Annotated in this window: 19 protein-coding genes; 10 read left to right on the top strand and 9 right to left on the bottom strand. The window is 70.9% G+C overall.

The window, feature by feature from the left end; all coding sequences use genetic code 11:
- Positions 1 to 259: 259 nt before the first annotated feature.
- From O0S08_RS42070 to O0S08_RS42080, 3 genes are all read right to left on the bottom strand, one after another.
- Positions 260 to 2332 (bottom strand): carbon starvation CstA family protein, encoded by a 2073-nt coding sequence (locus O0S08_RS42070; protein WP_269035160.1) that lies wholly within the window; start codon positions 2330 to 2332, stop codon positions 260 to 262.
- 129 nt (positions 2333 to 2461) lie between these two features.
- Positions 2462 to 3265: a PAS domain-containing protein gene (locus O0S08_RS42075; protein ID WP_269035161.1), complete on the bottom strand. Its 804-nt coding sequence runs from the start codon at positions 3263 to 3265 to the stop codon at positions 2462 to 2464.
- Positions 3266 to 3311: 46 nt separating this feature from the next.
- Positions 3312 to 4712 carry an aldo/keto reductase gene (locus O0S08_RS42080; RefSeq protein WP_269035162.1) on the bottom strand — a complete coding sequence of 467 codons (1401 nt, stop codon included), beginning with the start codon at positions 4710 to 4712 and terminating at the stop codon, positions 3312 to 3314.
- Between O0S08_RS42080 and O0S08_RS42085 the strand changes: the two genes are divergently transcribed.
- Positions 4642 to 6378, top strand: a complete 1737-nt coding sequence (locus O0S08_RS42085) for an IgGFc-binding protein (RefSeq protein WP_269035163.1) — start codon at positions 4642 to 4644, stop codon at positions 6376 to 6378. The genes O0S08_RS42080 and O0S08_RS42085 overlap by 71 nt on opposite strands.
- A gap of 51 nt (positions 6379 to 6429) precedes the next feature.
- Here O0S08_RS42085 and O0S08_RS42090 read toward each other — a convergent pair whose 3' ends face one another.
- Together O0S08_RS42090 and O0S08_RS42095 are read right to left on the bottom strand one after the other, a co-directional pair.
- Positions 6430 to 6849, bottom strand: a complete 420-nt coding sequence (locus O0S08_RS42090) for a hypothetical protein (protein WP_269035164.1) — start codon at positions 6847 to 6849, stop codon at positions 6430 to 6432.
- A gap of 81 nt (positions 6850 to 6930) precedes the next feature.
- Positions 6931 to 9906, bottom strand: coding sequence for a carboxypeptidase regulatory-like domain-containing protein (locus tag O0S08_RS42095; RefSeq protein ID WP_269035165.1), 2976 nt, complete (start codon positions 9904 to 9906; stop codon positions 6931 to 6933).
- Positions 9907 to 9987: 81 nt separating this feature from the next.
- Here O0S08_RS42095 and O0S08_RS42100 point away from each other — a divergent pair, with 81 nt between their 5' ends.
- The 5 genes from O0S08_RS42100 (at position 9988) to O0S08_RS42120 (ending at position 16680) form a co-directional block, all read left to right on the top strand.
- The gene (locus O0S08_RS42100; RefSeq protein WP_269035166.1) at positions 9988 to 11754 is read left to right on the top strand and encodes an alkyl sulfatase dimerization domain-containing protein; all 1767 of its coding nucleotides are present in this window, start codon (positions 9988 to 9990) and stop codon (positions 11752 to 11754) included.
- A 369-nt stretch (positions 11755 to 12123) separates the two neighbouring features.
- The gene (locus tag O0S08_RS42105) at positions 12124 to 13035 is read left to right on the top strand and encodes an ABC transporter permease (RefSeq protein WP_269035167.1); all 912 of its coding nucleotides are present in this window, start codon (positions 12124 to 12126) and stop codon (positions 13033 to 13035) included.
- Positions 13032 to 13955: an ABC transporter ATP-binding protein gene (locus tag O0S08_RS42110; RefSeq protein ID WP_269035168.1), complete on the top strand. Its 924-nt coding sequence runs from the start codon at positions 13032 to 13034 to the stop codon at positions 13953 to 13955. Before O0S08_RS42105 ends, O0S08_RS42110 begins: the two co-directional genes overlap by 4 nt.
- 52 nt (positions 13956 to 14007) lie before the next feature.
- The gene (locus O0S08_RS42115; RefSeq protein ID WP_269035169.1) at positions 14008 to 15168 is read left to right on the top strand and encodes a hypothetical protein; all 1161 of its coding nucleotides are present in this window, start codon (positions 14008 to 14010) and stop codon (positions 15166 to 15168) included.
- A 303-nt stretch (positions 15169 to 15471) separates the two neighbouring features.
- Positions 15472 to 16680 carry a hypothetical protein gene (locus O0S08_RS42120; RefSeq protein ID WP_269035170.1) on the top strand — a complete coding sequence of 403 codons (1209 nt, stop codon included), beginning with the start codon at positions 15472 to 15474 and terminating at the stop codon, positions 16678 to 16680.
- Between the two features lie 23 nt (positions 16681 to 16703).
- Here O0S08_RS42120 and O0S08_RS42125 read toward each other — a convergent pair whose 3' ends face one another.
- From O0S08_RS42125 to O0S08_RS42140, 4 genes are all read right to left on the bottom strand, one after another.
- On the bottom strand, positions 16704 to 17300 hold the full coding sequence (locus tag O0S08_RS42125) for a GTP-binding protein (protein ID WP_269035171.1): 597 nt from the start codon (positions 17298 to 17300) through the stop codon (positions 16704 to 16706).
- 104 nt (positions 17301 to 17404) lie between these two features.
- Complete coding sequence (locus O0S08_RS42130) at positions 17405 to 18082, bottom strand: TetR/AcrR family transcriptional regulator (protein ID WP_269035172.1); 678 nt, start codon at positions 18080 to 18082, stop codon at positions 17405 to 17407.
- Between the two features lie 261 nt (positions 18083 to 18343).
- Positions 18344 to 19381, bottom strand: a complete 1038-nt coding sequence (gene rtcA, locus O0S08_RS42135; protein WP_269035173.1) for an RNA 3'-terminal phosphate cyclase — start codon at positions 19379 to 19381, stop codon at positions 18344 to 18346.
- 1 nt (position 19382) lies between these two features.
- A complete protein-coding gene (locus tag O0S08_RS42140) occupies positions 19383 to 20618 on the bottom strand; it encodes an RtcB family protein (RefSeq protein WP_269035174.1) in 1236 nt (411 codons plus the stop codon).
- Between the two features lie 156 nt (positions 20619 to 20774).
- Here O0S08_RS42140 and rtcR point away from each other — a divergent pair, with 156 nt between their 5' ends.
- The 4 genes from rtcR (at position 20775) to O0S08_RS42160 (ending at position 24584) form a co-directional block, all read left to right on the top strand.
- Positions 20775 to 22376 (top strand): RNA repair transcriptional activator RtcR, encoded by a 1602-nt coding sequence (gene rtcR / locus O0S08_RS42145; protein WP_269035175.1) that lies wholly within the window; start codon positions 20775 to 20777, stop codon positions 22374 to 22376.
- A gap of 44 nt (positions 22377 to 22420) precedes the next feature.
- On the top strand, positions 22421 to 22810 hold the full coding sequence (locus tag O0S08_RS42150; RefSeq protein WP_269035176.1) for a group I truncated hemoglobin: 390 nt from the start codon (positions 22421 to 22423) through the stop codon (positions 22808 to 22810).
- A 249-nt stretch (positions 22811 to 23059) separates the two neighbouring features.
- The gene (locus O0S08_RS42155; RefSeq protein WP_269035177.1) at positions 23060 to 23935 is read left to right on the top strand and encodes a hypothetical protein; all 876 of its coding nucleotides are present in this window, start codon (positions 23060 to 23062) and stop codon (positions 23933 to 23935) included.
- Between the two features lie 115 nt (positions 23936 to 24050).
- Entirely contained in the window at positions 24051 to 24584 is a 534-nt protein-coding gene (locus O0S08_RS42160; protein ID WP_269035178.1) for a hypothetical protein, read from the top strand.
- The last annotated feature ends 24 nt before the right edge of the window (positions 24585 to 24608 follow it).

Consider the following 24608-nt stretch of genomic DNA (forward strand, 5'->3'; position numbering starts at 1 on the left):
GTTCTAGTCTCTCGGCCCCGCGGGGTCAAGCTTTTCTCGAGGCTTTTTCGAAACTCTTTTCAGAGGAAAGTGCGGGAGCTGCGCGGGCGGCATCGGCGCGGATCGACGACGCCTTCGCGCCCTCGACGCGTCGGAGCTCCGCGCCGATCGAGGACACCTCGGACGAGCGCGAGCGCCGGCCCTGCAGGCGGTGGATCCGGGATGAACGAAATGCATGTCCTAATGAACATGTACTTTTGCCCATGTCCGAAAGGACTCCTCACGCCGCCGCGCGCAGGCGCAACAGCTCGCGCCACTTGCGGGCGCTCATCACCAGGATCGCCAGCACGCACGTCAGCAGCGTCCCGGTCACCGCGGTGTTGACGACGCCCATCGTCGCGGTCGCCGGGTCGCGGGTCATCGGCACGTAGACCTCTACCAGGGAGCGGAAGCCGGCCGTCAGGGTGGTCGTGCCGACGAACAGGAGCGGCCCCAGGGTCACCCACGCGTAGGCGGCTCGGCGGCCCTCCTTGAGCACGATCGTCGTCCCGACCGCCAGCGCGACCGCGGCCAGCAATTGATTGGCGATGCCGAACATCGGCCAGATCGTGGCGATCGAGCCGGTCAGGATGAAGTAGCTCCAGCCGGCCACGATCACCAGCGACGACAGCACCGCGCCCGGCATCCACGACGGGTCGCCGAGCTTGCGATGAAAGCGCCCCAGGAACTCCTGCAGCAGGAACCGGCCCACCCGCGTCCCCGTGTCGATCGTCGTCAGGATGAACAACGCCTCGAACATGATGGCGAAGTGGTACCAATAGTCGAGCAGCGTCCGCATGCCGGGCAGGCCGGAGAACACCCGCGCCATGCCGACCGCCAGCGACACCGCCCCGCCCGTGCGCGCCGCGATCACCTCGTCGGTCGCCTCGGCCAATGTCGGCAGGTCCTCGACCTTCACGCCCAGGCGCTTGAAGTCGGCGGCGCTGAGCTCCGACGCGTGCAGCGAGCCCGGGTCGGCGTGGTAGCCCAATGCTGCGAGTGTCCCATTGGACAGGCGCAGCACCTCCGACAGCTTGAGCGTCTTGCCCGCCGCGACCGTCGCCGACTGGCCCTCGGCGAGGCCGAGCCGGCGGCGGTCGTCGCTCGTCATCACCGGGTCGAGCGCGGCCAGGGCCTCCTTCGACGGCGACAGCCCGCCCTTGCCGTCGGCGACCACCGCGATCTTCGGGTCGGTGTTGATGGCGAAGTAGTCGGCGGGCGGCAGCGCGGTGGCGGCGAGCAGCGCGGTGATGCCGACCAGCCCCTCCATCAGCATCGCCCCGTAGCCGATCGGCCGGCAGTCGGACTCCCTGTCGATCATCTTCGGCGTGGTGCCCGAGGCGATCAGCGCGTGGAAGCCCGAGATCGCCCCGCAGGCGATGGTGATGAACACGAACGGGAACAGCGAGCCGCGGACCACCGCCGGGAACACCTCGCCGTCGACCGCGATCGTCCCGGCCCCGACCGCGTTGACGAGCGGCATCTCGATCACCGGGTTGACCAGCACGATCCCCAGCACGAGCAGCGCGATCGTCCCGATCTTCATGTACGACGACAGGTAGTCGCGCGGGCACAGCAGCATCCACACCGGCAGCACGCTGGCGACGAACCCGTAGGCGGCGATGAGCAGGGTGATCGTCGTCTCCGACAGTTGCAGCAGCTGGCCGGGACCCGAGTCCTGGACCTGCTTGCCGAACACCACGCACACCAATAATAATAGCACCCCGACGGCGGTCGCCTCGCGCACGCCCCGGGAGCTGCCGGCGCGCACCTTGTAGATGTAGAGGCCCATCGCCAGCGCGATCGGGATCGACGCGCCGATGGTGAACACGCCCCACGCGCTCTCTGCCAGCGCGCCGACGACCACGCGGCCGAGGCCGGCGAGGGCGATGACGACGATGAACAGGATCGCCACGCCGGCGACCGCGCCGACGCCGGGGCCGAGCTCGTCGCGGGCGATCTCCGCCAGCGAGCGGCCGCCGCGCCGCACCGACGCGGTCAGCATCACCAGATCGTGGACTGCGCCGCCGAGCACCACGCCGATCAAGATCCACGAGTACCCGGGCAAGAAGCCGAACTGGGCCGCGAGCACCGGGCCGACCAGCGGGCCCGCGCCGGTGATCGCCGCGAAGTGGTGGCCGAACAGCACCCAGCGCGACGTCGGGTGGTAGTTCTGGCCGTCGTTGCGCTCGTGGGCCGGCGTGGGGCGGGCGTCGTCGAGGGCCAGCACCTTGGCCGCCAGGAACGCCGAGTAATAGCGGTAGGCGATCGCCAGCACCGCCAGAGCCAGGATCATGAACCACAGCGCATGCATGGACGGGGCGACAGGTTACCACGCCTGCGCCCGCGCGACGTCACCGGGCTCAGACGTGGCGCCCCACCCTCAAACGCGGCGCCACCACCTCAAGCGCGGCACCACCACCTCAAACGCGGCGCCACCACCTCAAGCGCGGCGCTTTGCGGCGGTGGCGAGGGCGTGGGCCACCCCGGCTTTGAGGTCGCCGAGCACGGTGACCTGGCCGAAGTCGACGCCCAGGCGCACGATCGCCTGCGCCACCGTCGAGCCGACGCCCGTCACCACCGCGGCCGCGCCGAGCAGCCGCACGCCCGCGGCGGCCCGGGCGAGCGCCTCGATCGCCGTGGCGTCCATGCGGCGCACGCCGGTGACGTCGAGGATCGCGGTGTGGGCCCGGTGCTGGGTCACCCCGGCGAGCAGCGTTTCGGTCATCTGCGCCGCCCGCTGGGCGTCGAGCTTGCCGATCAGCGGCATCACCAGCACACCGTCGGCCACCGGCAGGAGCGGCGTCGCCATCTCGAGCGTCGCCTCGAGCTGCGCCTGCGCCTCAGCGTCCTCGGCCAGCTTCCTGGTGGTCACGTCCTCGAACCACCCGATCACCCCGATGATCGCCCCGCTCGGGTCGCGCAGCGGGATGCGGTGGCGATCGATCCAGATCGTGCCGCCGTTCTCGCCGGGGAACGGCAGGCGCACGTACAACCGCTGCTCGCCCGACTCGATCACGTCGAGGTCGTCGGCGCGGTACTCGGCGGCGTTGTCACGCCACCACAGGTCCGTGTCTGCGAGCCCCACCAATTCGGTGGGGGCCGAGAGGCCCGACAACTTCGCCATCGCCTGATTGCCGCCGAGGTACCGCGAGTCGCGGTCCTTCCAGAAGATCGCCCACGGCATCGAGTCGACCACAGCCTGGAACAGCGCCAGTTGCCCGGCGAGATCGGGACCTTGAGTCATGCGCGGCGACCGTATCACGCCGCAAAACGCCGTAAGAGGGGGGTCCTCAGACGGCGCGTGCGGCCGACGGAGACGCCTGCGTCACCGGGAACGCGTGCTCCAGCGCGGCGAGGTCGTCGCTCGAGAAGGTGAGCGCCCCGGCCGCCGCGCTGTCGATCGCGCTGGTGATCTTGCTCGCCCCCGGGATCGGGATAATCACGGGTGAGCGGGCCAGGAGCCACGCGAGGGCGATCTGGAACGGGGACACGCCGTGGTCGGCGGCGATGCGACGCAGCGTCGGATCGTCGGCGATTCGGTGCTTGCCGCGGGAGCCCCCGACCGGGCTGTAGGCGAGGTAGGCGATCTTCTCTGCCTCGCACAGCGAGATCACCCCGTTGCTGAAGTCGCGGCGGTCGAACACACCGCAACGATTTTGCACGCTGACGATCGGCGCCACTTGTTGGGCGCGACGAATTTGCGCGGCTGTCACATTGGACAGGCCGATGTGAACGATCTTGCCGGCCCGGCGCAGCTCGGCGAGCGCACCGACGCTGTCCTCGAGCGGCACCACGTCATCGACCGAGTGCAGCTGGTAGAGCGTGATCGCCGGGACCTTGAGCGCCTTGAGGCTCGCCTCGCAGGCGGCCTTGAGGCGGCGGGGGTGGGCGTCGGTGACCCATGCGCCGCCGGGGCGGGTCAGCCCGCCTTTGGTCGCCACCACCACCGACTCGGGCTCCGGCCACTGCTCGAGCGCCGCTTCGATCAGCTTCTCGTTGTGGCCGATCTCCGACTGGTCGAGGCAGTACACGTCGGCGGTGTCGATCAGCGTCACGCCGGCGCGCAGCGACGCGTGGATCACCTTGATCGCCTCCGACTTGGCGGGCCTGCCCTCGAGCGAGAGCGGCATGCCGCCGAGACCGATGGAGGACACTTGAAGGCCTGTGGAGCCGAGCGGTCGGAGGTTCATGGGTTGCGTCCTCGCAGGTGCGAACCGACCACTTAGCACAGAACCCAGAACATCGGACACGGGCACTTCTGCCCGCGTACATGGCCTCTGCGCGTTGTCGCACGAGCCCGCGCCGGCGCGTGTCCACCGCCGTGAAGTCGATTTCATCTCACCAGGGATTTCGCGGTCGTCGATCGAAGGACGAGCGTCGTGTTGCGACCATGTCATCCGGCCGACGCGCGCACGTGCGCCGAGCGTCGCCTCGCTGCGACGACAGTCCCCGGCCGCGCGGGCTCGTGGTATGGCGGAGGCGATGGTCTGGACAACTCGCAGCTTGCTTACTCTTGGTGTCGCGCTCCCACTCGCCGCGTGCAGCGACGACGGAGGTCGCCTCGATTCGGCCTCGGCCACGTTGCCGACCACGAACCCGACGCTGAACCCGTCGACGACCGTGAGCACCACCGACAACGGGACGAGCACCGGCACGCCGACCGAGGGCGGCACCGTCAGCGACAGCGACACCGTCGGCAGCAGCACGACGGAGGGCGTCGACACGGTCACCACCCAGCCGACCTCGACCACCACGGTCGGCCCCACCACCGACGGCCCTGGCACCACCACCACCGGCGAGGGGCCCTGTCTCGAAGACCAGATCGAGTGTGACGGCAACACCGCCAAGGTGTGCGACGGCATGGGCGGCTACAAGTCGGAGACCCCGTGCGCGACGGTCTGCGCCGAGCCGCTGGGCTGCGTCGTCTGTGCCCCGGGCTCGACCCAGTGCAACGGTCAGGTCTCGCAGGTGTGCAAGCAGGACGGCAGCGGCTGGGAGGACCAGAACGAGTGCGACCCGGTGCAGGGCCTCGCGTGCGACCCGGGCACGGGTCAGTGCCTCGGCGCCTGCGCCGACCTCGGCCTGTCGTACATCGGCTGCGACTACTACCCGACGGTGCTGCAGCAGCTCGACGGCTTCATGTACAACCCGTACGCCATCGCCGTCGCCAACACCAGCGCGAGCCCGGCCAACATCACAGTCACCCGCGGCGCCAACCAGGTCGCCATGGACACCGTCCCGGCCAACAGCGTCAAGGTACTCGAGCTGCCGTGGGTCGCCGAGCTGTCGAACGGCACCGGCCCCAGCGTGCTCGTGACCGACGGCGCCTACCGCCTGCGCTCGACCCAGCCGGTCACCGTCTACCAGTTCAACCCGCTCAACGCCGACGTCACCAACGACTCCTCGCTGCTGCTGCCGGTCAACACCTGGACCGGCAACTACCTGGTCGCCTCGTGGCCGTTCTGGGACGCCGGCTACCCCGGCTTCTACGCCGTCACCGCGCGCTACGACAACACCACGGTCACGCTCAAGGCGCCGAAGGGCGGCACCCCGACCCAGGCCGGTGGCGGCGTCGACGGCCAGGGCAACGGCGTCGTCGTCCTCAACGAGGGCGACGTCATCCAGGTCATGGCGGCCAGCAACGGCGACGAGACCGGCGCGATCGTCACCGCCGACAAGCCGGTCCAGGTGTTCGGCGGCCACGAGTGCACCCAGGTCCCGATCGGCGTCACCGCCTGCGATCACCTCGAGGAGTCGATGTTCCCGATCGAGGCGCTGGCCAAGGAGTACATCGTCGTCCCGCCGGCCCAGTCCAACGGCAACGCCGAGAAGGCCGTGATCGTCCGCATCATCGCCTCCGAGGCCAACACCACCCTCACCTTCGACCCCGACCAGCCGGTGGGCAAGGTCCTCGCCAACGCCGGCGACTTCGTCGAGATCCCGACCACCGTCGCCAAGTTCGTCGTCAAGGCCGACAAGAAGATCCTCGTCGCCGAGTACATGGTCGGCCAGGACGCCGGCTACGGCACCTCCGACCCGGCCATGCTCCTCGCCGTGCCGACGGCCCAGTTCCGCTCCAACTACCTGATGTACGCCCAGCCCGGCTGGAGCGCCAACTTCGTCGACATCCTCGCCCCCACCGGCGCCAACGTCCAGGTCGACGGCGCCGCCGTCGGCAACTTCACCGCCATCGGCGCCACCGGCTTCAGCCTCGCCCACGTCCCGCTCAACAACGGCACCGGCGGCAGCCACAGCGTCACCGCCGATCAGAAGGTCGGCATCAGCGTGTACGGCGTGCTCAACTACGGCAGCTACTGGTACCCCGGCGGCCTCGACCTCGACGTCATCCCGCAGTGACGCTCAACGATGTCTCAAGGGACATGTCTCGATCGACATGTCCCGCGAGACTCACGCCTCGCGCCGCTCGAGCGTGCGGAACAGGTCGGCCGTGAACTGCACCTCGTCGGTGGTCGCGTGCAGGTCGCGGCCGAGCGTCAACGCGGCCACGGAGATCAGCATCGCCACCACCTTCGAGCGGACCAGGTACTCGACGTGGTCGAACGCGTCGTTGTGCTGCTTGCCCCACCGCTTGAGCTCGTCGCGGGCCGCCGGGTCGTAGCCGGCCATCTCGGCCCACTCGTGGAACACTGTCAGGCGGCCGAGGCTCATCTCGCGCTCGGCCCGGCCCATGTAGAACTGCAGCGCCCCGAGGGTCGCCTGTCCCTTGAGCCTGGTGATGAGGAACCGCTCGGCCGGGCGCCACAGCAGCACCTCGGTGCCGCCCACCTGATAGACGTCCGCGTCTGCGTCGTTCCAGGCGAAGGCCACCTCCGCAGGTGTGCCCGAAACGCTCGGCGGTGGGAAGTGCGCAAACGGCGAGCGGACATTATCGCCCGCCCTCGCGGCCGTTCACGGCGTCGTATCGGCGGTCAGCTCGACCGTCACGCCGCGCGCCAGACCGAGGCGCAGCGTCGTGCCGACCGGCACGCGCGTCAGCTGGTCGTACAGGTAGCGCCGCTCGCCGGTCACGTCCTCGCCGTCGACGCTGACGATCACGTCGCCGGCTTGCAGTCCGGCGATGGCCGCCGGCGAGCCGGGCCTGACCAGCGCGACCTCGAACTTGCGCTGCGTCGGGTCGGCCGCCGGCGCCCCGAGCTTGATCGCGTAGCCGAGGTCCCCGCTCGTCTCGCCGGACTTGACCCGCTGCTTGGCGACCCGGATCGGCGCCAGCTCGATCTCCGGCCCACCTGCGAGGTTGGTCGTCATCACCGTCTGGCTGTACTCCGCCGCCGCGCCGCGCGGCGCCGCCACCAGGATCGTCACCAGCCCCACCGGCGCCCCCTCGACCTCGAAGCGACCCTGGGCGTCGGTGCGCGGCAGGTCGCGGTTGTCCACCACGAACACCTGCCCCTGGCTGACCCGCACCGCCGCCCCGACCACCGGCGCGCCCTCGAGGTCGACCACGGTCCCGCGCAGCTTGACCTTGGCCGCCAGCTCGACCCGCACCCCGGACCGCTCTTCACCTGACCCGAGAGACACCTCGGCGTCCTGCGTGCCCTCGGGCGCGCTCACCGACAGCTTGTAGTCGCCGGCCGGCAGCTCGGCGAAGCTCCACGCGCCACCTGTCCGAAAGAACCGGTCGGTGCGCTGATAGCCCGAGGACGGATCGACGAGCGTCGCCGAGAACTCCTGCGGCGCCCCGCCGCCCTTCAGCGCCACAGTCCCCGCCAGCCGGCCGGTCGGCGCGATCGTCAGCGTCACCTCCGTGCCGAGCGCCACGTGCTCGACCGACGTCTCGCCGCCGCCGCGGCGGAACGCGCGGACCGTGTACTTGCCGGGGAACAGCTCCTCGACGGCGAAACGGCCCTCGGGGTCGGTCAGGTGCGGCCGGTCGTTCAGCGCGAAGAACCGCGGCAGCGCCCCGCCGGGCCCACGCGCGCTCTCCGACTCGCGCGTGGCCTCGACGAACGCGTCGCTCACCGGCGCCCCGCCCTCGTCGCGCACGACCCCGACGATCTTCCCGTTGCCGGTCTCGACCACCAGCTTGACCGTCGCCACCGCGTCGGCTGCGACCGTAACCTTGACCCCCTGCACGTCGTCGTCGCCGGTCCCCGGCGCGCGCAGCTTGATCCCGTCGCGCGTCGCCGACACCCGGTACTCTCCGGCCGCCGCCTCCGCCACGTGGAACGACCCGTCGTCGCCCGTCATCGCCGAGGTGCGCCGCCCGGGCGCCTGCAGCGACACCTGCGCCCGCGCGACCGGGTTGCCGTGGACGTCGCGGACCTCGCCGCGGACCTGCCCCGCCGCCAGCAGCTCGACGCGGATGTCCTCGAGGTCCTGTCCCTCGGGCAAGGTCACTTCGAGCGGCTTGTCCGGGGTCGGCCGGGGGGTCCCCGTGGTGTACGCGCGCACCTCGTACTTGCCGGGCAACAGCCCCGCCAGCTCGAAGCGCCCGCGCGCATCGGAGTCGCCGAACGCCGGCCCCCTCGCGTGCGAGCTCGCCTGCCCGCCATCGATCTTCACCCGCGCAGACACGGTGAGCCCCGGCGCCGGCTCGCCCTTGGCCGTCGTCACGGTGCCGCGGATCGCTCGCCCCGGCGCCACGTCCCACCGCAGGTCCTCGATCGGTCTGTCCACGACCGCCACCGGCGGGTACTTCTCCGCCGACACGAACCCCTCGCAGCGCACCGACACCTCGTAGGTCCCCGGCAGCAGGCCCGGGATGCGCACCCGCCCGTCGGCCTCGATCTCCGCCCCGAACTCGCGCTCGCTGCCGCCGCGCAAGGTCACCTGTCCCTGCGGACAGGATGCTCCGCCCGGCGTCACCACCACCGCGCCGGCGATCGTCGTCGCCGGGTGGGCCTCGATCACGAGCGACTGCGACGTCTCGCCGAGCCCGAGCACCACCTGCTCCGCCGCCATGCCGAACGCGTCGTCGGCCGTCACGCTCGGCTTGTACGCGCCGGGTGACAATTGCGAGATGCGGAAGTTGCCGCCGGCGTCGGTGATCGACACCCCGCCGCCGCCGCCGAAGAACGTGTCGCCGCGCTCCGCGGTGACCTTCGCGCCCTCGACCGGCGAGCCGTCGCTCGCGCGCACCACCTTGCCGACCAGCACCGACTCGGGCGTCAGGTACAGCTCGAAGCGGTGCCCGGGCGCCGCCCCGCGGTCGCTGCCCGGCGCGTAGCCGTCGGCGCGCGCGAACACCTGCGGCTGCCCCGGCGCCACCCACAGCGAAAATTGTCCCTCCGCGCCCGACGTCGCGAACGCCATGCCCGTGCCCGCGAACACCCCGCCGGCGCTGACCACCGCGCCCTCGACCGCCCCGCCGCTGAGGTCCTTGACGACCCCGACGATCTCCACGCCCCCGCCGCGCAGGGTGATGTCGATGCCCAGCGCCTCGCCGCCGGGCGCGAGCGCGACCATGTCGAGGCGCGTCGGTCGGTCGCCGCGCGTGTAGAACGCCGGCACGTGCCCCGGCGCCGTCGCGCTCACCGAGTGCCGCACCGCCCACAGCCCCTCGATGCGGTAGTGGCCGTCGCGCTCGCTGGCGGCGCACGGCGGCGTGAACGTGTCGCGCGCGTCGAGCAGCCCGTTCGCCGCGATCGCACACACCTGCGCGCCGGCGATCGGCTGGCCCTTGTCGTCGCGCACGGTCCCGGCGATCGCCGCCTTCGCCAGCTTGCGCGGATCGATCTCCAGCGGCGCCGCGGGCAATGCCGCGCTCGGCGCGGCCGCCGGCGCCTTCACCGGTTCGGCCGCGACCGGTTTTTCTATCTGACCTTCAAGACATGTCGCCCAGGCCAGCCCCGCGACCCCGAGCCCGATCGGCAGAAACCACAAGATCCGCGACCGACCCTCGCGCCCGCCGTTCCGATTGGTCATGCGCCTCCTGTCTAGGCCGCCGGGCCGGCGATCGTCAAGGCGGCTTGACCTCATCGGGGGCTCTCGGGCATTGCTGCTGTCGTGGCCCGGAGGAGGTTCGTCGCGCTCGCCGTCGCCGCGCTGGTCGGCCTCGGCGGCGCGGTGTGGTGGAGCGTCACGCCGGCGCGGCGAAGCATCCCGCTGGTGCGCGGCCAGGCCCCGCCGGCGTCCTTGAAGGCGCACTGCGACGAGGCAGTCGGCGCCCCGCGCGTCGAGAGAGTCACCGACCGCGTGTTCCTGGCGATCGGCTACGACCTCGCCAGCACCGTTCTCGTGCGGACCGACGTCGGCAACGTCATCGTCGACGTCGGCATGAGCCCCGCTCGCGCCGCCCCCGTGCGCGAGGCGCTGCTTCACGCCAGCCCCGGCCCGATCGCCGCCATCATCTACACCCACAGCCACATCGACCACGTCGGCGGCGCCAGCGTGTGGGCCGACCCTGGCGTCCCGATCTGGGCCACCGCCAGCTTCACCGACCACTTTTTAAAACAATACGGCGCGTTTCGTCGCGCCGAGAGCCGACGCGGCGCGGCGCAGTTCGGCGAACATGTCTCGGAGGACAGCTTGCCTTGCTCGGCGATCGGGCGCCGGCCCGACCTCGCCGCCGCCACGACCACCGGCGCGCGCTTCCCCAGCCACACCTTCTCCGGCGCGCAGGACCTCGAGATCGGCGGCGTGCGCCTGCACCTGCGCGAGGCCCACGGCGAGACCCACGATCAGCTGTTCGTCCACCTGCCCGACGAGGGCGTGCTGCTCGCGGGCGACAACTTCTACCGCAGCTTCCCCAACCTCTACACCCTGCGCGGCACCAGCCCGCGGCCGATCGACGCCTGGATCGCCTCGCTCGACGCCATGCGCCGGCTCGCGCCCGAGCACCTCGTGCCCTCGCACACCGCCCCGATCTCCGGCCGCGACCAGGTCCGCGAGGCGCTGACGCGCTACCGCGACGGCATCCAGTGGGTCCGCGACCGCGTCATCCAGCTCGCCAACGCCGGCCGCAGCGTCGACCACATCGCCGCGGACGTCGGCCTGCCCCCGGCCCTCGCCGGCGCGCCCGAGCTGGCCGAGCGCTACGGCCAGGTCGACTGGTCCGCGCGCGCCATCTACGACGAGCGCCTCGGCTGGTTCGACGAGCGGCCCGAGCGGCTCTACCCCCACGCCCCGGCCGAGCGCGCGCGTCGCTTCGTCGACGCCATGGGCGGCGGCGAGGCCGTCCGCGCCCGCGCCCGCGAGGCCGTGGCCGCCCGCGATCCGCGCTGGGCCGTCGAGCTCTACTCCCTGCTGCGCGACGCTGCCCCCGAGGGCATGTCCCCGGGGACACCTCTCGCCGGCGAGCTGGCCGCCGCCCTCGACGCGCTGGCCAGCGAGGTCGGCAACACCAACGGCCGCGCCTACCTGCTCGAGACCGGCCAGCGCCTGCGCCACGGCGAGCCGCCATTATCGGCGCCGACGCTCGACCCGGCCTTCCTCGACGTCCTGCCGGTCTCCCATTTCTTCACCATCATGGCCACGCGCCTCGATCCGGAGCTGGCCGCGGACGTGCACGAGTCGGCCCGCTTCGAGTTCACCGACACCGGCGAGCGCCTCACGGTCACCATTCGCCACGGGATCGCCGAGGTCGTCGCCGGCGAGCCGCTGCCCGGCACGCCCGAGCCGCTGGCCATCGTCACCACCACCACCGCGACCTGGCGCCGCCTCGCCACCGACCTCCGCAGCCCGCTGGCCGCCGCCGCCAGCGGCGAGCTAGCGATCGCGGGCGACGCTCTGGCCTTTCGCCGCTTCACCGGCCGCTTCCGCCGCGGCCTTTGACCTGTCTCCAAGGACATGTCGAAGAAAGGCGGGGGTGCAGGCCAGGCCTCGTCCGGACCGCGGCGGCCGTCCGTGCGCGCGGACGACCGCCGCGATCCGGGCCGAGAGGTGGTCGAGATCCCGCATCGAGCCGGGCGCTCATCGGCCGTCGTACGTGGTGGCGGCCGCCACATCGGGGGCGGCCAGGGCGGACAGGGCGGCGATCGAGCCGCCGAAAACAAGGACCCCGAGCAGATAGAGCGCACTGGGGCCGCGAGGGCGATAGCGTGAGCGCGTCATGATTCGGGTCAACGACACAACCTCCTTCGCGGTCTGCCGGCGCTGTCACACTTCTCGCGCCGGGCGACCTCGGGTACCCTCGGCGTCGGTTTGGCCACCTCATCCACTTTCTTGCGCGACGCCTGGCTGATCGCCGGCTTCGACCTGCGTGAATCGATACGGACCCGCCGCGCCCTCGTCCTCGCGCTCCTCTATCTGCTGGTCGCCTCGGTCACGAGCTACATCTACGTCGAGGTCGTCAAGTTCGCCCAGCAGGCGACCTCCGAGGCCATCAGCGGCATCAGCGACACCGGCGAGAAGATGGCCGCCGCTGCTGCCGCCGGGGCCGCGCAGGGCGCCGGTTACACCGGCCTCCTCTACGTCATCGCCGGCGGCGACCAGCAGATCGCCGGCCACCTGGCGACCTATCCGCCGATGGTCCTCGTGTTCGCGTGGTTCTCGCTCGGCGCCCTGCCGTGGCTGATCGCGCTCACCAGCTACGACCTCGTCGCCGGCGACCTCCACCTGCGCACCGTCCGGTTCGTCGCCCTGCGGACCAGCCGCGGCGCGTTCGTCCTCGGCAAGCTGCTGTCGCAGGTGCTGCTGGTCGCGCTGATCGCCGGCCTCGGCATGATCCCGGTGCTGGTGATCGGCGGCGCCTACCTGCCGAGCTTCGACGTCCTCGACTGCTTCCTCGCCCTCCTGCGCGCCTGGCCGATCCTCGCCCTGTTCGCGTTCGCGGTGCTCGGCCCGGTCGCCTGCGCGTCCCAGCTGGTGCGCGGTCCCGGGGCCGCGCGCGCCCTGGCGACCTTCTTCCTGTTCGTCCTGTGGATCCTCGGCGTGTGGGCGCTGTTCACCCCAGCGCCGCTGTCGCTGCTGCGCTGGCTGACCCCGTTCGCCTACAAGACGCAGTTCTTCCACCCTGACCTTTTGCACAGGTTGATGAACGCGGCCGGCTGCGCCGCCCTGTGCGCCGGCTACACCTGGCTCGGCTTTCAAGTGTTCCGCCGGAGGGACCTGTGAACGCCCCCGCGCTCGCGCTCACCGCCGTGCACAAGCGCTTCGGCGCCGTGCACGCCCTCCGCGGCGTCGACCTCCGCGTCCCTCGCGGCTCGATCTTCGCCCTCATCGGCCCCAACGGCGCCGGCAAGACCACCCTCTTCTCGGTCGTGTGCGGCTTCCTCCGCGCCGACCAGGGCACCATCACCGTGCTCGACGGCCCGCCCGACGTCATGCGCTTCAAGGGCCGCCTGGCGGCCCTGCCGCAGGACGCGGTGCTCGGGCGCGAGCTGACCGTGCGCGAGCATCTGACCTTTCTAGCCCGCCTTCAGGGCATGTCCCCGGAGACAGCTCGCCGCGAGGCCGAGCGCGTGCTCGGGATCGTCGACCTGAGCGAGCTGGCCGGGCGGCGCGCCGGCACCTTGTCGCACGGGCAGGTCAAGCGGGTCGGGGTCGCGCAGGCGTTCCTCGGCGACCCCGAGCTGATCCTCCTCGACGAGCCGACGGCGGGCCTCGACCCGCGTCACGCCCACGACCTGCGCGAGGCGCTCCGCAGCCACCGCGGCCAGCGCACGATCGTGGTGTCGTCGCACAACCTGCAGGAGCTCGAGGCGATCTGCGACGAGGCGGCCTTCATCGAGAAGGGCCAGACGCTCGAGGCGGGGGCGGTGTCGGCCCTGACCGCGCAGGACGCCGAGGTGTTCGTGGTGCTCGCGCCGGGCCCCGAGCCGATCGATCAGCTGCGCGCGCACCTCGGCGACGTCGCGGTCGAGTGGGACTCGCAGCGTCGGGTGCTCCGGGTGTCCTTTCAGCCAGGTCCGAACCGCGCCGCCGAGGACGTCATCGCCGCGGCGCTGCGCGAGCTGCTGGCCCAGGGCGCGCGCATCTCGGGCGTCGGCAAGGGGCGCTCGCTCGAGCAGCGCTACCTCGAGGCGACGCGCTGAGCTGTGACGCCATCCACGGTCCTCGGCGCCGAGACGGCGCTAAGGAATCGGCATGGCTCGCTCGATGTCGCATCCTGTCCACCTGTGGTTCGCGTGGACGCTCGTGCTCGCGTGCACCGACAATGACGGACAGCGTGGGGACCTCACGGACGGTTCACCACCCCACGGGAGCGGCCTGCCACCGGGCCTCTTCGGCACCTCGGACACCGAGGGCGAGAGCGAGGCCGGGAGCGCGGCCGAGAGCGCGGCCGACAAGCTCGACCTGCCCGCAGGCGACAGCAGCGGCGGCGTCGTCGTCGAACCCCCCGGCTGCGACAAGGTCGACTTCCTGTTCGTCATCGACAACTCCAACTCGATGGCCGACGAGCAGAGCAGCCTGATCGCCTCGTTCCCCGGCTTCATCGCCGCGATCAACGAGACGCTCGAGGCCGACGACTACCACGTCATGACGATCTCCACCGACGACGGCAACCCCGGCGACGGCGACCAGGACTGCGACTTCAAGGAGTGCATCTGCGCCCCCGCGCCGACCTGCTGCCGCGACGTGTGCGACACGATCTTCAAGGGCACGACCTGCAACGGCGAGCCGTGCGACCTGATCAGCATCGACAGCTGCGAGTTCGAGTACGGCAGCGGCCGCGTCTACGATCAGTACGGCACGCGCTGCCCGATCGCCGCCGACCGCCGCTACATGCTCGCGTCGCAGCCGGACCTCGTGTCGACCTTCGCCTGCGCCGCCGGCATCGGCGCGTTCGGCAGCGGCGACGAGCGGCCGATCCAGTCCGCGCTGGCCGCTCTCGGCGCCGTGCAGAACGGGACCGGCGGCTGCAACGAGGGCTTCTTGCGCGACGACGCGATCCTCGTGCTCATCCTCATCACCGACGAGGAGGACGATAACCTCGAGGCCAACGAGGGCTCGCCCGGCGAGCCGGCCGGGTGGTACGAGGCGGTCGTGGCCGCCAAGCACGGCGTCCCGGAGGCCGCCGTGGTCCTCGGCCTGGTCGGCGACAGCAACCTCCCTGGCGGCCTGTGCCCGCCGGTCTGGAACCCCTACGAGGACGGCGGCGAGGCGGCCCCGCGCCTGCAGTCGTTCGTCCAGATGTTCTCCGGCGGCGTCCTCGGCAGCGTCTGCGCCGCCGACTACACGCCCTTCTTCCTCGAGGCGGTCAGCGTCATCGACACCGCCTGCGACATCTTCGTGCCGATCGGTTGAGCGTCCCGCCGGCACCAGCTCGCCCCGCCCTCGCGCCGCGCGCCCCGCCGGCTCGAGGGCGGACGACGTCCGGCGCCCGGCTCGCCGCGGGCGCGCGCGGCGGCCCCTATGATCATACCGAGCGCGGACGCGGCGATGATGGTCGTCACGCCTCATGGCATTCGCCGGATCCGCCCGTCCGCCCGAATCGGCCCTTGGAACATTGTTATTGCGGGTAACACCCTGTATGATGATTGCCGCCGCCGGTGATGGCACCCACGGCGCCGGTCATCTGTTCGCACGGTCGGGGCTAAATAGTTGGACATGACTCGCACTACGAAGACCGTTCTCGGCGGGTGGCTGATGTGCGCCTCGGCCCTCGCCGCCTGCGTCGACAACGACACGCCAGGGGTCGAATCCGACACCGACGCCACGGCCGGCGCCGTCACTGCCACGCCGCCGCCGACCGGTGTCGCCGACACCGAAGCGCCGTCGGACTCCTCGTCCGTGCCGCCCGACGACAGCTCGGGCGGTGGCTCGGGGGCCGAGAGCGCGGGCAGCTCGGACACGTCGACGCCCGGGACCACCGGCGTCGACGACCCGACGGGCTCCGCCGCGACCGGCTGCCAGAAGGTCGACCTGCTGTTCGTCATCGACAACGACCTCACCATGAAGTCCGAGCAGGAGGGCCTGATCGGCGCGTTCCCGGCGTTCTACGACGGCATCAAGTCGACCCTCGGCATGCAGGACACGCACGTGATGGCCATCGGCGCCGACGACGGGAAGGGCGTGTCCAACACCAGCCAGTGCCTCGGCCCCGGCAAGTGCTTCTGCGGCCCGGCCCCGCTCTGCTGCGCCATGACCTGCGAGGGCGGCAACGCCGAGACCTGCAACGGCATCCCGTGCGCCGGCCTGGCGATCAGCGAGTGCGCCTCGCAGTACGGCGCCGGCCGCGACTACAGCAACTCGGGCAAGTTCTGCGAGATCGCCGACGGCCGCCGCTACATGCTCGACAGCCAGCCGGACCTCCCCGCCGCCTTCGACTGCGCCGCCTCCGTCGGCCAGTACGAGGCGCAGAACGACAAGCGGCCGATGTTCGCGGCGACCGAGGCCGTCAGCGCGGCCATGAACGGCGCCGGCGGCTGTGACGAGGGCTTCCTGCGCAGCGACGCCCTGCTCGTGGTGGTGTTCGTGTCCGACAAGGACGACACCAACGAGAACGGCGGCACCGGCTCGCCCGGCGGCCCGCAGGAGTGGTACGACGCGCTCGTCGCGGCCAAGGGCGGCAACGCCGGGTCGGTCGTCGTGCTCGGCCTCGTCGGCGACGGCAACATGACGGGCGGCGGCTGCGCCCCGAACATGGCCCCCGACATGGAGGCGCTCGCCGGCGGTCCGGCGCCGCGCCTGCAGGAGTTCGTCAGCAAGTTCAGCCACAGCGCGATCGGCAGCATCTGCGCCGCCGACTACGGGCCGTTCTTCACCAACGGCATCACCGTCGTCGACCAGGCCTGCGACGCCTTCACCCCGGGCTGAGCCCCTCAGGACGCGAGCCGCCGTCACTGCCCGGCGGCCCGCGGCGCCTGCAGCTGCGCGACCGCCAGCCGCGTCACCGCGCGCAGCGTGTCGAACACCCCGTCCCCGCGGACGGCCACCGCCGCGAACTCGGGCCACCCCGCGGGGTTGAGCGCCGCGCGCAGCTCCGCCAGCGGGAGCGCGTCCGGCGTGTCGCGCTTGTTGTACTGCATGACGTAGGCGTCGCCGAGATCGAGCCGGTGCTCGGCGACGTCGCGATGGAGGTTGTCGAGGCTCTCGACGTTGGCGTCCATCCGCTGCTCCTGCGAGTCGGCCACGAACACCACCCCGTCGGCCGAGCGCATCACCAGCTTGCGCGTCGCCGCGTAGTAGATCTGCCCCGGCACCGTGTACACGTGCACGCGCACGCGGAAGCCGCGGATGGTCCCGAGCGTCAGCGGCATGAAGTCGAAGAACAGCGTGCGCTCGCTGTCGGTCGTCAGCTGCAGCAGCGCCCCGCGCCGCTCCGGATCGGTCTTCCGGTGGATCCACTTCGCGTTCTCGGTCTTGCCCGAGAGACCTGGCCCGTAATACACGAGCTTCAGGTTGATCTCCTTGGCCGCGTAGTTCACAAACGGCATGATCACCCTCCCCGGGTCCAGCCCGGACGGACTTGTTTTCAACGACTACAAGATGTCCTTCGGGACATACCGACCCGAAGCTGCGACAGGCTGGCGAACAACGATCAGCGGGCGAGCACCGACAGGCCGACGTCGAGCATCTGCCGCAGCGCCGCGCGCGAGGCCCCCGAGCGGCTCATGACGCCGAGCCCGTAGAGCGTGTTGACCAGGTGCCGCGCCAGCCCCCGCGGCTCGCTGCCGGCCGGGAGCTCGCCGGCCTCGTGGGCGCGGGCGAGGGCGGCGTGCAGCGCGTCCTCGACGCGCACGAAGTAGGCGCGCACGACCCCCTGGATCTCCGGGTCCGCCGGGCCGACCTCGATCGCAGTGTTCGCCATCAGGCACGAGCCGCGATCGCGGTCGAGCACCACCTCGGCGAGGAACAGCTCGAAGAACCCGCGGATCGCCACCAGCGCCGTCAGCGGCCGCTCGATCGGCCGGCTCCAGTTGGTGCGCGTCAGCGTGTCGAGCATGCCCTCGACCGCCAGCGCCTCATAGCGGGCCAGCACCTTCAAAAAGAGCGAGCGCTTGTCGCCGAACGTGTCGTAGAGGCTCTGCCGCGAGATCTCCATGTGCTCGAGCAGGTCCCGCAACGAGGTGCCCTCGTAACCCCGGCGCCAAAACAGATCGAGCGCGCGGTCGAGCGCCTCTTCGGGTTCGAACTCCTTGATGCGCGGCATCGCTTGTAAGTGCTGGTAGTAGGCCCGCGGACGGGGGCGCTCTTGAGCGTAGAAATTCTGGACCACCCAGTCAAGATAGTGGTACCAGACCGGTCGGTCAAGAAAAATTGCGGCGCAGCCGGCCCTGCGCTCGCGCTCCCGAGGCGGTCAGGTGCCGATCTCGCGGGGCTCGGCGGAGCCATGTCCGAATGTACATGTTCCATTCAACATGCCCTGAGAAGCATGTTTCATCGAACATGTAAACGCGCAGCGACCGTCCCCGCGGGTCGTCGACCCGCCGGCGCACAACCCGTCGCTCTCACCACCGTCGCTGCGCGACGGCCCTGTTCACCGCGGCGCGACGGACACCCGGCGCGTGCCGCCGGGCGCGTCGGTCACCTCGAACTGGACCGGCAGGAAGCGACCGACGATCTCCATGTTGGTCATGGTGTGCTGGGTCAGCGCGTGCGAGCGGAAGCTGCCGCCGCCGGCGAGGGCCAGCGGGATGAGCAGTTGGTCGGCGAGGTGGGGCCCGACGGGCGCGTCGGAGCCGAGGTGTTCGCCGAGCTCCTTGACCACGCGGGCGGCGACCTGCTCGGCGGAGATCCGCTTCTCGCCGAAGGCGGAGAACAGCTCGCTGCCGTGCTCGAACTCGACGGACAGCAGCAGCGCGTTGCCGGGCCCGGCGCTCTCGACCTCGATCGCGCGCAGCTCGGAGCGCTCCCAGCCGAGCAGGTTCTGCACCGCACGCAGCTCGCGGTCGGCGATCGACTTCGGCAGGTTGGCGTAGATCGCCCGCGCCTGGCGGCGGACGATCTGGCCGCGGTCGTGCCACTGCAGCGGCTGCAGCGGCTCGCCGCCCGTGACCTTCGCCGTGAAGCGACCGCCGCCGGCCGGGTAGAAGCCGACGCGGTCGAGGTTCGCCTGCACCTGCGCGCCCATGCGGCGCAGCAGCGGCAGGAACACCTCGGCGATGAACTCGAACGGCGGCGCCATCGGGTTGTGCGTCCCGCCCTCGAAGCTGAGGGTCGACGTGCCCGGCGCGTGGAGCAGCGGCCAGATCACCGTCTGCAGCACCAGCGTCACGCTGCCGGCGCTGCCGACCGAGAACGAGTAGTCGCCGTGCTTGACCGGACCTGGCTGAAAGACCAGCTCTTGCGAGCCGAGCGCGTCGCCCTGGACCTTGGCCCCGCCGACGCCGGTGGCCGCGCGGACGGCCGTGAGGTGCTGGCGGAGCAGCCCCGGCTTGTGCCTGCGGGCCCGCAGCTTGACCAGGTGAAAGGGCCGCCCCGTGATGAGCGACAGGGCCAGCGAGGTGCGGAGGATCTGGCCTCCGCCCTCGCCTTCCGAGCCGTCGATCACGATCGCGTCCTTGGGCGCCTGCATCCTATCCCTTCACGCAGACGACCTGGCGCAGGGTGTGGACGACCTCGACCAGGTCGCGCTGCGCCTCCATCACCGCGTCGATGTCCTTGTACGCCATCGGCGTCTCGTCGATCACGTCCTCGTCCTTGCGGCACTCGACGCCGGCGGTCGCCTTGCGGTGGTCGGCCACCGTGAACCGCTTGCGCGCCTCGGTCCGCGACATCGCCCGCCCCGCCCCGTGGCTGCACGAGTGGAAGCTCTCCGCGTTGCCCTTGCCGCGGACGATGTACGAGCGGGTCCCCATGCTGCCCGGGATGATCCCCAGGTCGCCGGTGCGGGCCCGCACCGCCCCCTTGCGGGTCACGAGCACGTCCTTGCCGTAGTGGTGCTCGCGCGCGACGTAGTTGTGGTGGCAGTTGACCGCCGTCGCCTCCGCGGAGAACGGCGGGATGCCCTTGCAGCCGGCGACCGCCTTGATCGTCGCCTGCATCATCAGCTCGCGGTTGTACCGCGCGAAGTCCTGCGCCCACTCGACCGCCTCGACGTAGTCGTCGAAGTACTTGGTACCTTCGGACAGGTACGCCAGGTTCTGGTCGGGCAGGTTGACGAACCACCGCTTCATCTCCTCCTTGGCGAGGGCGATGAAGTGCGAGCCGATGCGGTTACCGACCCCGCGCGAGCCCGAGTGGAGCATGAACCACACCTGGTCGCGCTCGTCGAGGCAGACCTCGATGAAGTGGTTGCCGGTCCCGAGCGTACCGAGGTGGACCGCCGTGTTGCTCTTCTCGATCGCCTTGTGCTTGTCGACGATCGCGTCGAAGCGCCGCTCGAGCTGCTTCCACACCGTCGCTACCGGCGCCGGCGGGTCGTGCCACGCGCCCTTGTCCCGCCCGTGATTCGTGGTCCGGCCGTGCGGCACGGCCTTCTCGATCGCCGAGCGGACCTCGCTCAAGTTGTCCGGCAGGTCCGACGCCTTGAGCGTCGTCTCGACCGCCATCATCCCGCAGCCGATGTCGACGCCGACGGCCGCCGGGATCACCGCGCCGACGGTGGGGACCACGCTGCCGACCGTCGCGCCGATCCCGAGGTGGACATCCGGCATCGCCGCCACCCAGCGGTGGATGAACGGCATCTGCGCGATCCGCTCGAGCTGCGCGATCGCGTCCTCTTCTACTTGCACCCCACGGGTCCAGCGCTTGATCGGGACCCCGCCCTTGGGTTGATGGACCTCGTAGTTTTGCGCGTCACGGTTGGACATCGGCGTTCTCCTGAAGCCCGGTATCGCAGAGAACGTGCCTGGCGGCCGTGACTCAGGGAATAACGAGATAGTTTCAAGATCTTACCGAAGGGCACCGACCCTTGGCCAGCACAATTTTCTATCCCAATCTATAATCTTTGATAGATTGGGCGCCGCATGCGGAGGCCCACGGTCGTCCTGGGGATCCTCGGCTCCCAGATGGACATCGGCGGACGCAACCGCTGGGACCGCTGGCGGCCCACAGTCGACCTCTGCCGTCACGACGACCTCATCGTCGACCGGCTCGAGCTCATCCACGGCAGCGCCCACGCCGAGCTGGCCGAGGCCGTCACCGCGGACATCGCCCAGATCTCGCCGGAGACCCGGGTGCGCCTGCACCGCCTCGATTTCGCCGATCCGTGGGCCTTCGAGGAGGTGTACGCCGGCCTCCTCGACTTCGTCCGGGCCTACCCGTTCCGCCCGGACGACGAGGACTACCTGGTGCACATCACCACGGGTACGCACGTGCAGCAGATCTGCCTGTTCCTGCTGACCGAGTCGCGCTACCTGCCCGGTCGCCTGCTGCAGACGATCCCGCCGGCGCGCCGCGACCAGGGCGACCCCGGCGCCCACGCGATCATCGACCTCGACCTCGCCCGCTACGCCCCGATCGCCGAGCGCTTCGCCGAGGACGCCCGCGCCGGCGAGTCCTTCCTCAAGGCGGGGATCGCCACCCGCAACGCGGCCTTCAACGAGCTCATCGCCCAGATCGAGCAAGTCGCCGGGGTGACGCGCGCGCCGATCTTGCTGACTGGCCCGACCGGCGCCGGCAAGACCCGCCTGGCCCGCAAGATCTTCGAGCTCAAGCAGAACCGCCACCAGATCCGCGGCACCTTCGTCGAGCTCAACTGCGCCACCCTGCGCGGTGACGCGGCGATGTCGGCGCTGTTCGGCCACGTCCGCGGCGCCTTCACCGGCGCCGTCCGCGACCGCGCCGGCGTGCTCAAGATGGCCGACGGCGGCCTCCTCTTCCTCGACGAGATCGGCGAGCTCGGCCTCGACGAGCAGGCGATGCTGCTGCGCGCGATCGAGGACCGCGTGTTCCTCCCGGTCGGCAGCGATCGCGAGATCCGCAGCGAGTTCCAGCTGGTCGCCGGCACCAACCGCGACCTGCGGGCCGACGTCACCACCGGCCGCTTTCGCGAGGACCTGCTGGCCCGCATCGACCTGTGGTCGTTCCGCTTGCCCGGCCTGCGCGAGCGTCGCGAGGACCTCGAGCCCAACCTCGACTACGAGCTCGAGCGCTGGTCACAGAGACATGGCCGAAAGGCCAGCTTCTACGGCCAGGCGCGCGCCGCCTTCCTGAAGTTCGCCACCGCCAGCGACGCGGCGTGGTCGGGCAACTTCCGCGACCTCGCGGCGGCCGTCGAGCGCATGGCCACGCTCGCGCCGGGCGGGCGGATCTCCGTGCGCGAGGTCGAGGCGGAGCTCGCCCGCCTGCGCGCCGCCTGGTCGAGCACCCCGGTCAACGTCGGCGACGACCAGCTGACGCGCCTGCTCGGCAAGGAACGCCTGGCCGAGGTCGACCCGTTCGACCGCGTGCAGCTGGCCGAGGTGGTGCGCGTGTGCTCGGCCGCCCGCAACCTGTCCGACGCCGGCCGCACCCTGTTCGCCGCCTCGCGCCTGCGCAAGCGCTCGAGCAACGACGCCGACCGCCTGCGCAAGTACCTGCAGCGCTTCGACCTCGAGTGGGCCGACATCCATCCTGAGGACGCCTAGCCCCGCCCGCTTGCCGCTCGCCCCGGCCGCGCTCCCCTGCTCGCATGACCACGGAGCCCAAGCCCTCCCTGTACGAGCGCCTCGGCGGCGTCTACGCCATCGCCAGCGTCGTCGACGACTTCATCGACCGCATCATGGTCGACTCGCGCCTCAACGCCAACCCGCGCGTCGACGCGGCGCACCACCGCGTCTCCCCACCCGGCTTCAAGTACCTGGTGACCGAGCTGGTCTGCGGGGCCACCGGCGGCCCGCAGCGTTACACGGGCCGGTCGATGCAAGAAACGCACGCGCACCTGGCGATCACCACCGCCGAGTGGGACGCGTTCGTCGACGACTTCCTCGCCACGCTCGACAAGTTCGGCGTCCACGGCTCCGAGCGCGAGGAGCTGCTGGCGATCCTCGGCAGCACCCGCGGCGACATCGTCGTCGGGTGAGCGCCGATCTTCGTCGGCGACGCCCTCGTCGGCAGTCGGCGTCTCGTGCCCTCTATAATGTCTCAAAGGACATGCTCATAAGAACCTTTCCTTGGAGACATATCGTCGTCACGCGCCACTTCGGCCCGCGGCAAATGCTCGCTGCTCGGTCGGCTGCGCGCCTCCACTCGCCCGCGCAAACTCGCCCGCCTCGCCCGGTGTAAGCGCCCCGTTCCTGGCGCGTTCTGGTCGCGCAACCGGACGAACGCCATGCCCCGCACCACCGTCGTCGCCTCGCTCTTCCTCGCCTCCGTCGCCGCCCTCGCCGCTTGCAGCAAGCACTCCGACGTCGCCCGCCTGAACGCCCCCGACGCGGCCGGCTACACCCCCGCGGAGGCCCCCCAGTTCCAAATCACCGCCTCCACCGCCGACGCAGCCGGCCCGATGGCCCCGGGCGGCGGCGAGGCCAGCGTGAGCGGCGAGGTCGCCGAGCGCGAGCGGTCGCGCGGCCTCGGCACCGCCTACGGCGAGCAGCGTTCGAGCTCGGTGCGCGGCACCCAGTTCCAGCGCGCCGACGCCTACAACCCCGATCTGGTGCTCAGCATGCGCTACAACGACGCTGCGGGGGTGCAGCAGATCGCCCAGCACAAGACCGGCTCGCCCTACATCCTCCCCGCGAGCCAGCAGAACGGCCCCGTCAGCCTCACCTTGCGCGACGAGTACGGCGCGCCGCTGTCGGCCGCGCAGGTCGGCGGCGACGTCTACGCGATCGGGGAGATCGGCGCGCGTTACAGCATCGGCGTCGAGAACCACACCGCGCAGCGCCTCGAGGTCGTCGCTTCGGTCGACGGCCTCGACGTCCTCGACGGCGGCGAGGCCGACTTCCACAAGCGCGGCTACGTCGTCGCCCCGTACACCAGCTTCGCCATCGAAGGCTGGCGGACCTCCGACGACACCGTCGCCGCCTTCCGCTTCAGCGACACCGACAGCGGCTACGCCGCGCAGACGGGCAAGCCGCGCAACATCGGCGTCATCGGCGTCGCCTTCTTCCGCGAGGCCGGCCACGACGACCTGTTCCGCCGCGACACCGCCGACCCGTTCCCCAACCGCTACGCGCCGCCGCCGCCGTCCCACCGCGGCTACTGACTCCTCCGGGGTGCGACCTCGACGCGTGTCCACGAGGCGCGCGTCGATGTTTTTTTTCTCCGCGCTGTAACAGCGACGCGAGCCCGGGGACTCAGGCAGCGAAGGACGCACGCTTATGCTGATTCGCTCCCTGCCCCTCGTACTCCTCACTGCGCTCTCGCTTGGCCTCACCGGCTGTGACGACAGCTTGAACGGCTCCGTGTTCGATCGCGACGGCGACGGCATCGCGGACCCCGACGACAAGGATGACGACAACGACGGCGTCGACGACGACAAGGACGACGACGACGACGACGACGGCATCGACGACCACGACGACGACGACGACAAGGACGACGTCGACGACGACGGCATCGACGACCACGACGACGACGACGACGACGCCCCGGACGAAGAGGACAACGACGACGCCGACGACGACGCCGACGATCCGGGCGACCAGGACGACGACGACAACGACGGCACTCCCGACGCCGAGGATCCCGGCGACCAGGACGACGACGACGACGACGGCACCCCGGACCCCGAGGGCGAGGGCGAGGGCGAGGACGAGCCCGAGGACGAGGCTCCCCACCCCGAGGACCCCGAGGACGAGGCTCCCCACCCCGAAGAAGAGGGCGACACCGGCGAGAGCGAGGACACCCTCTGATCGCTCAGCGAGCGAGCGGTGCAC

The sequence above is a fragment of the Nannocystis punicea genome (assembly GCF_026965555.1).
Taxonomy (GTDB): domain Bacteria; phylum Myxococcota_A; class Polyangia; order Nannocystales; family Nannocystaceae; genus Nannocystis; species Nannocystis punicea.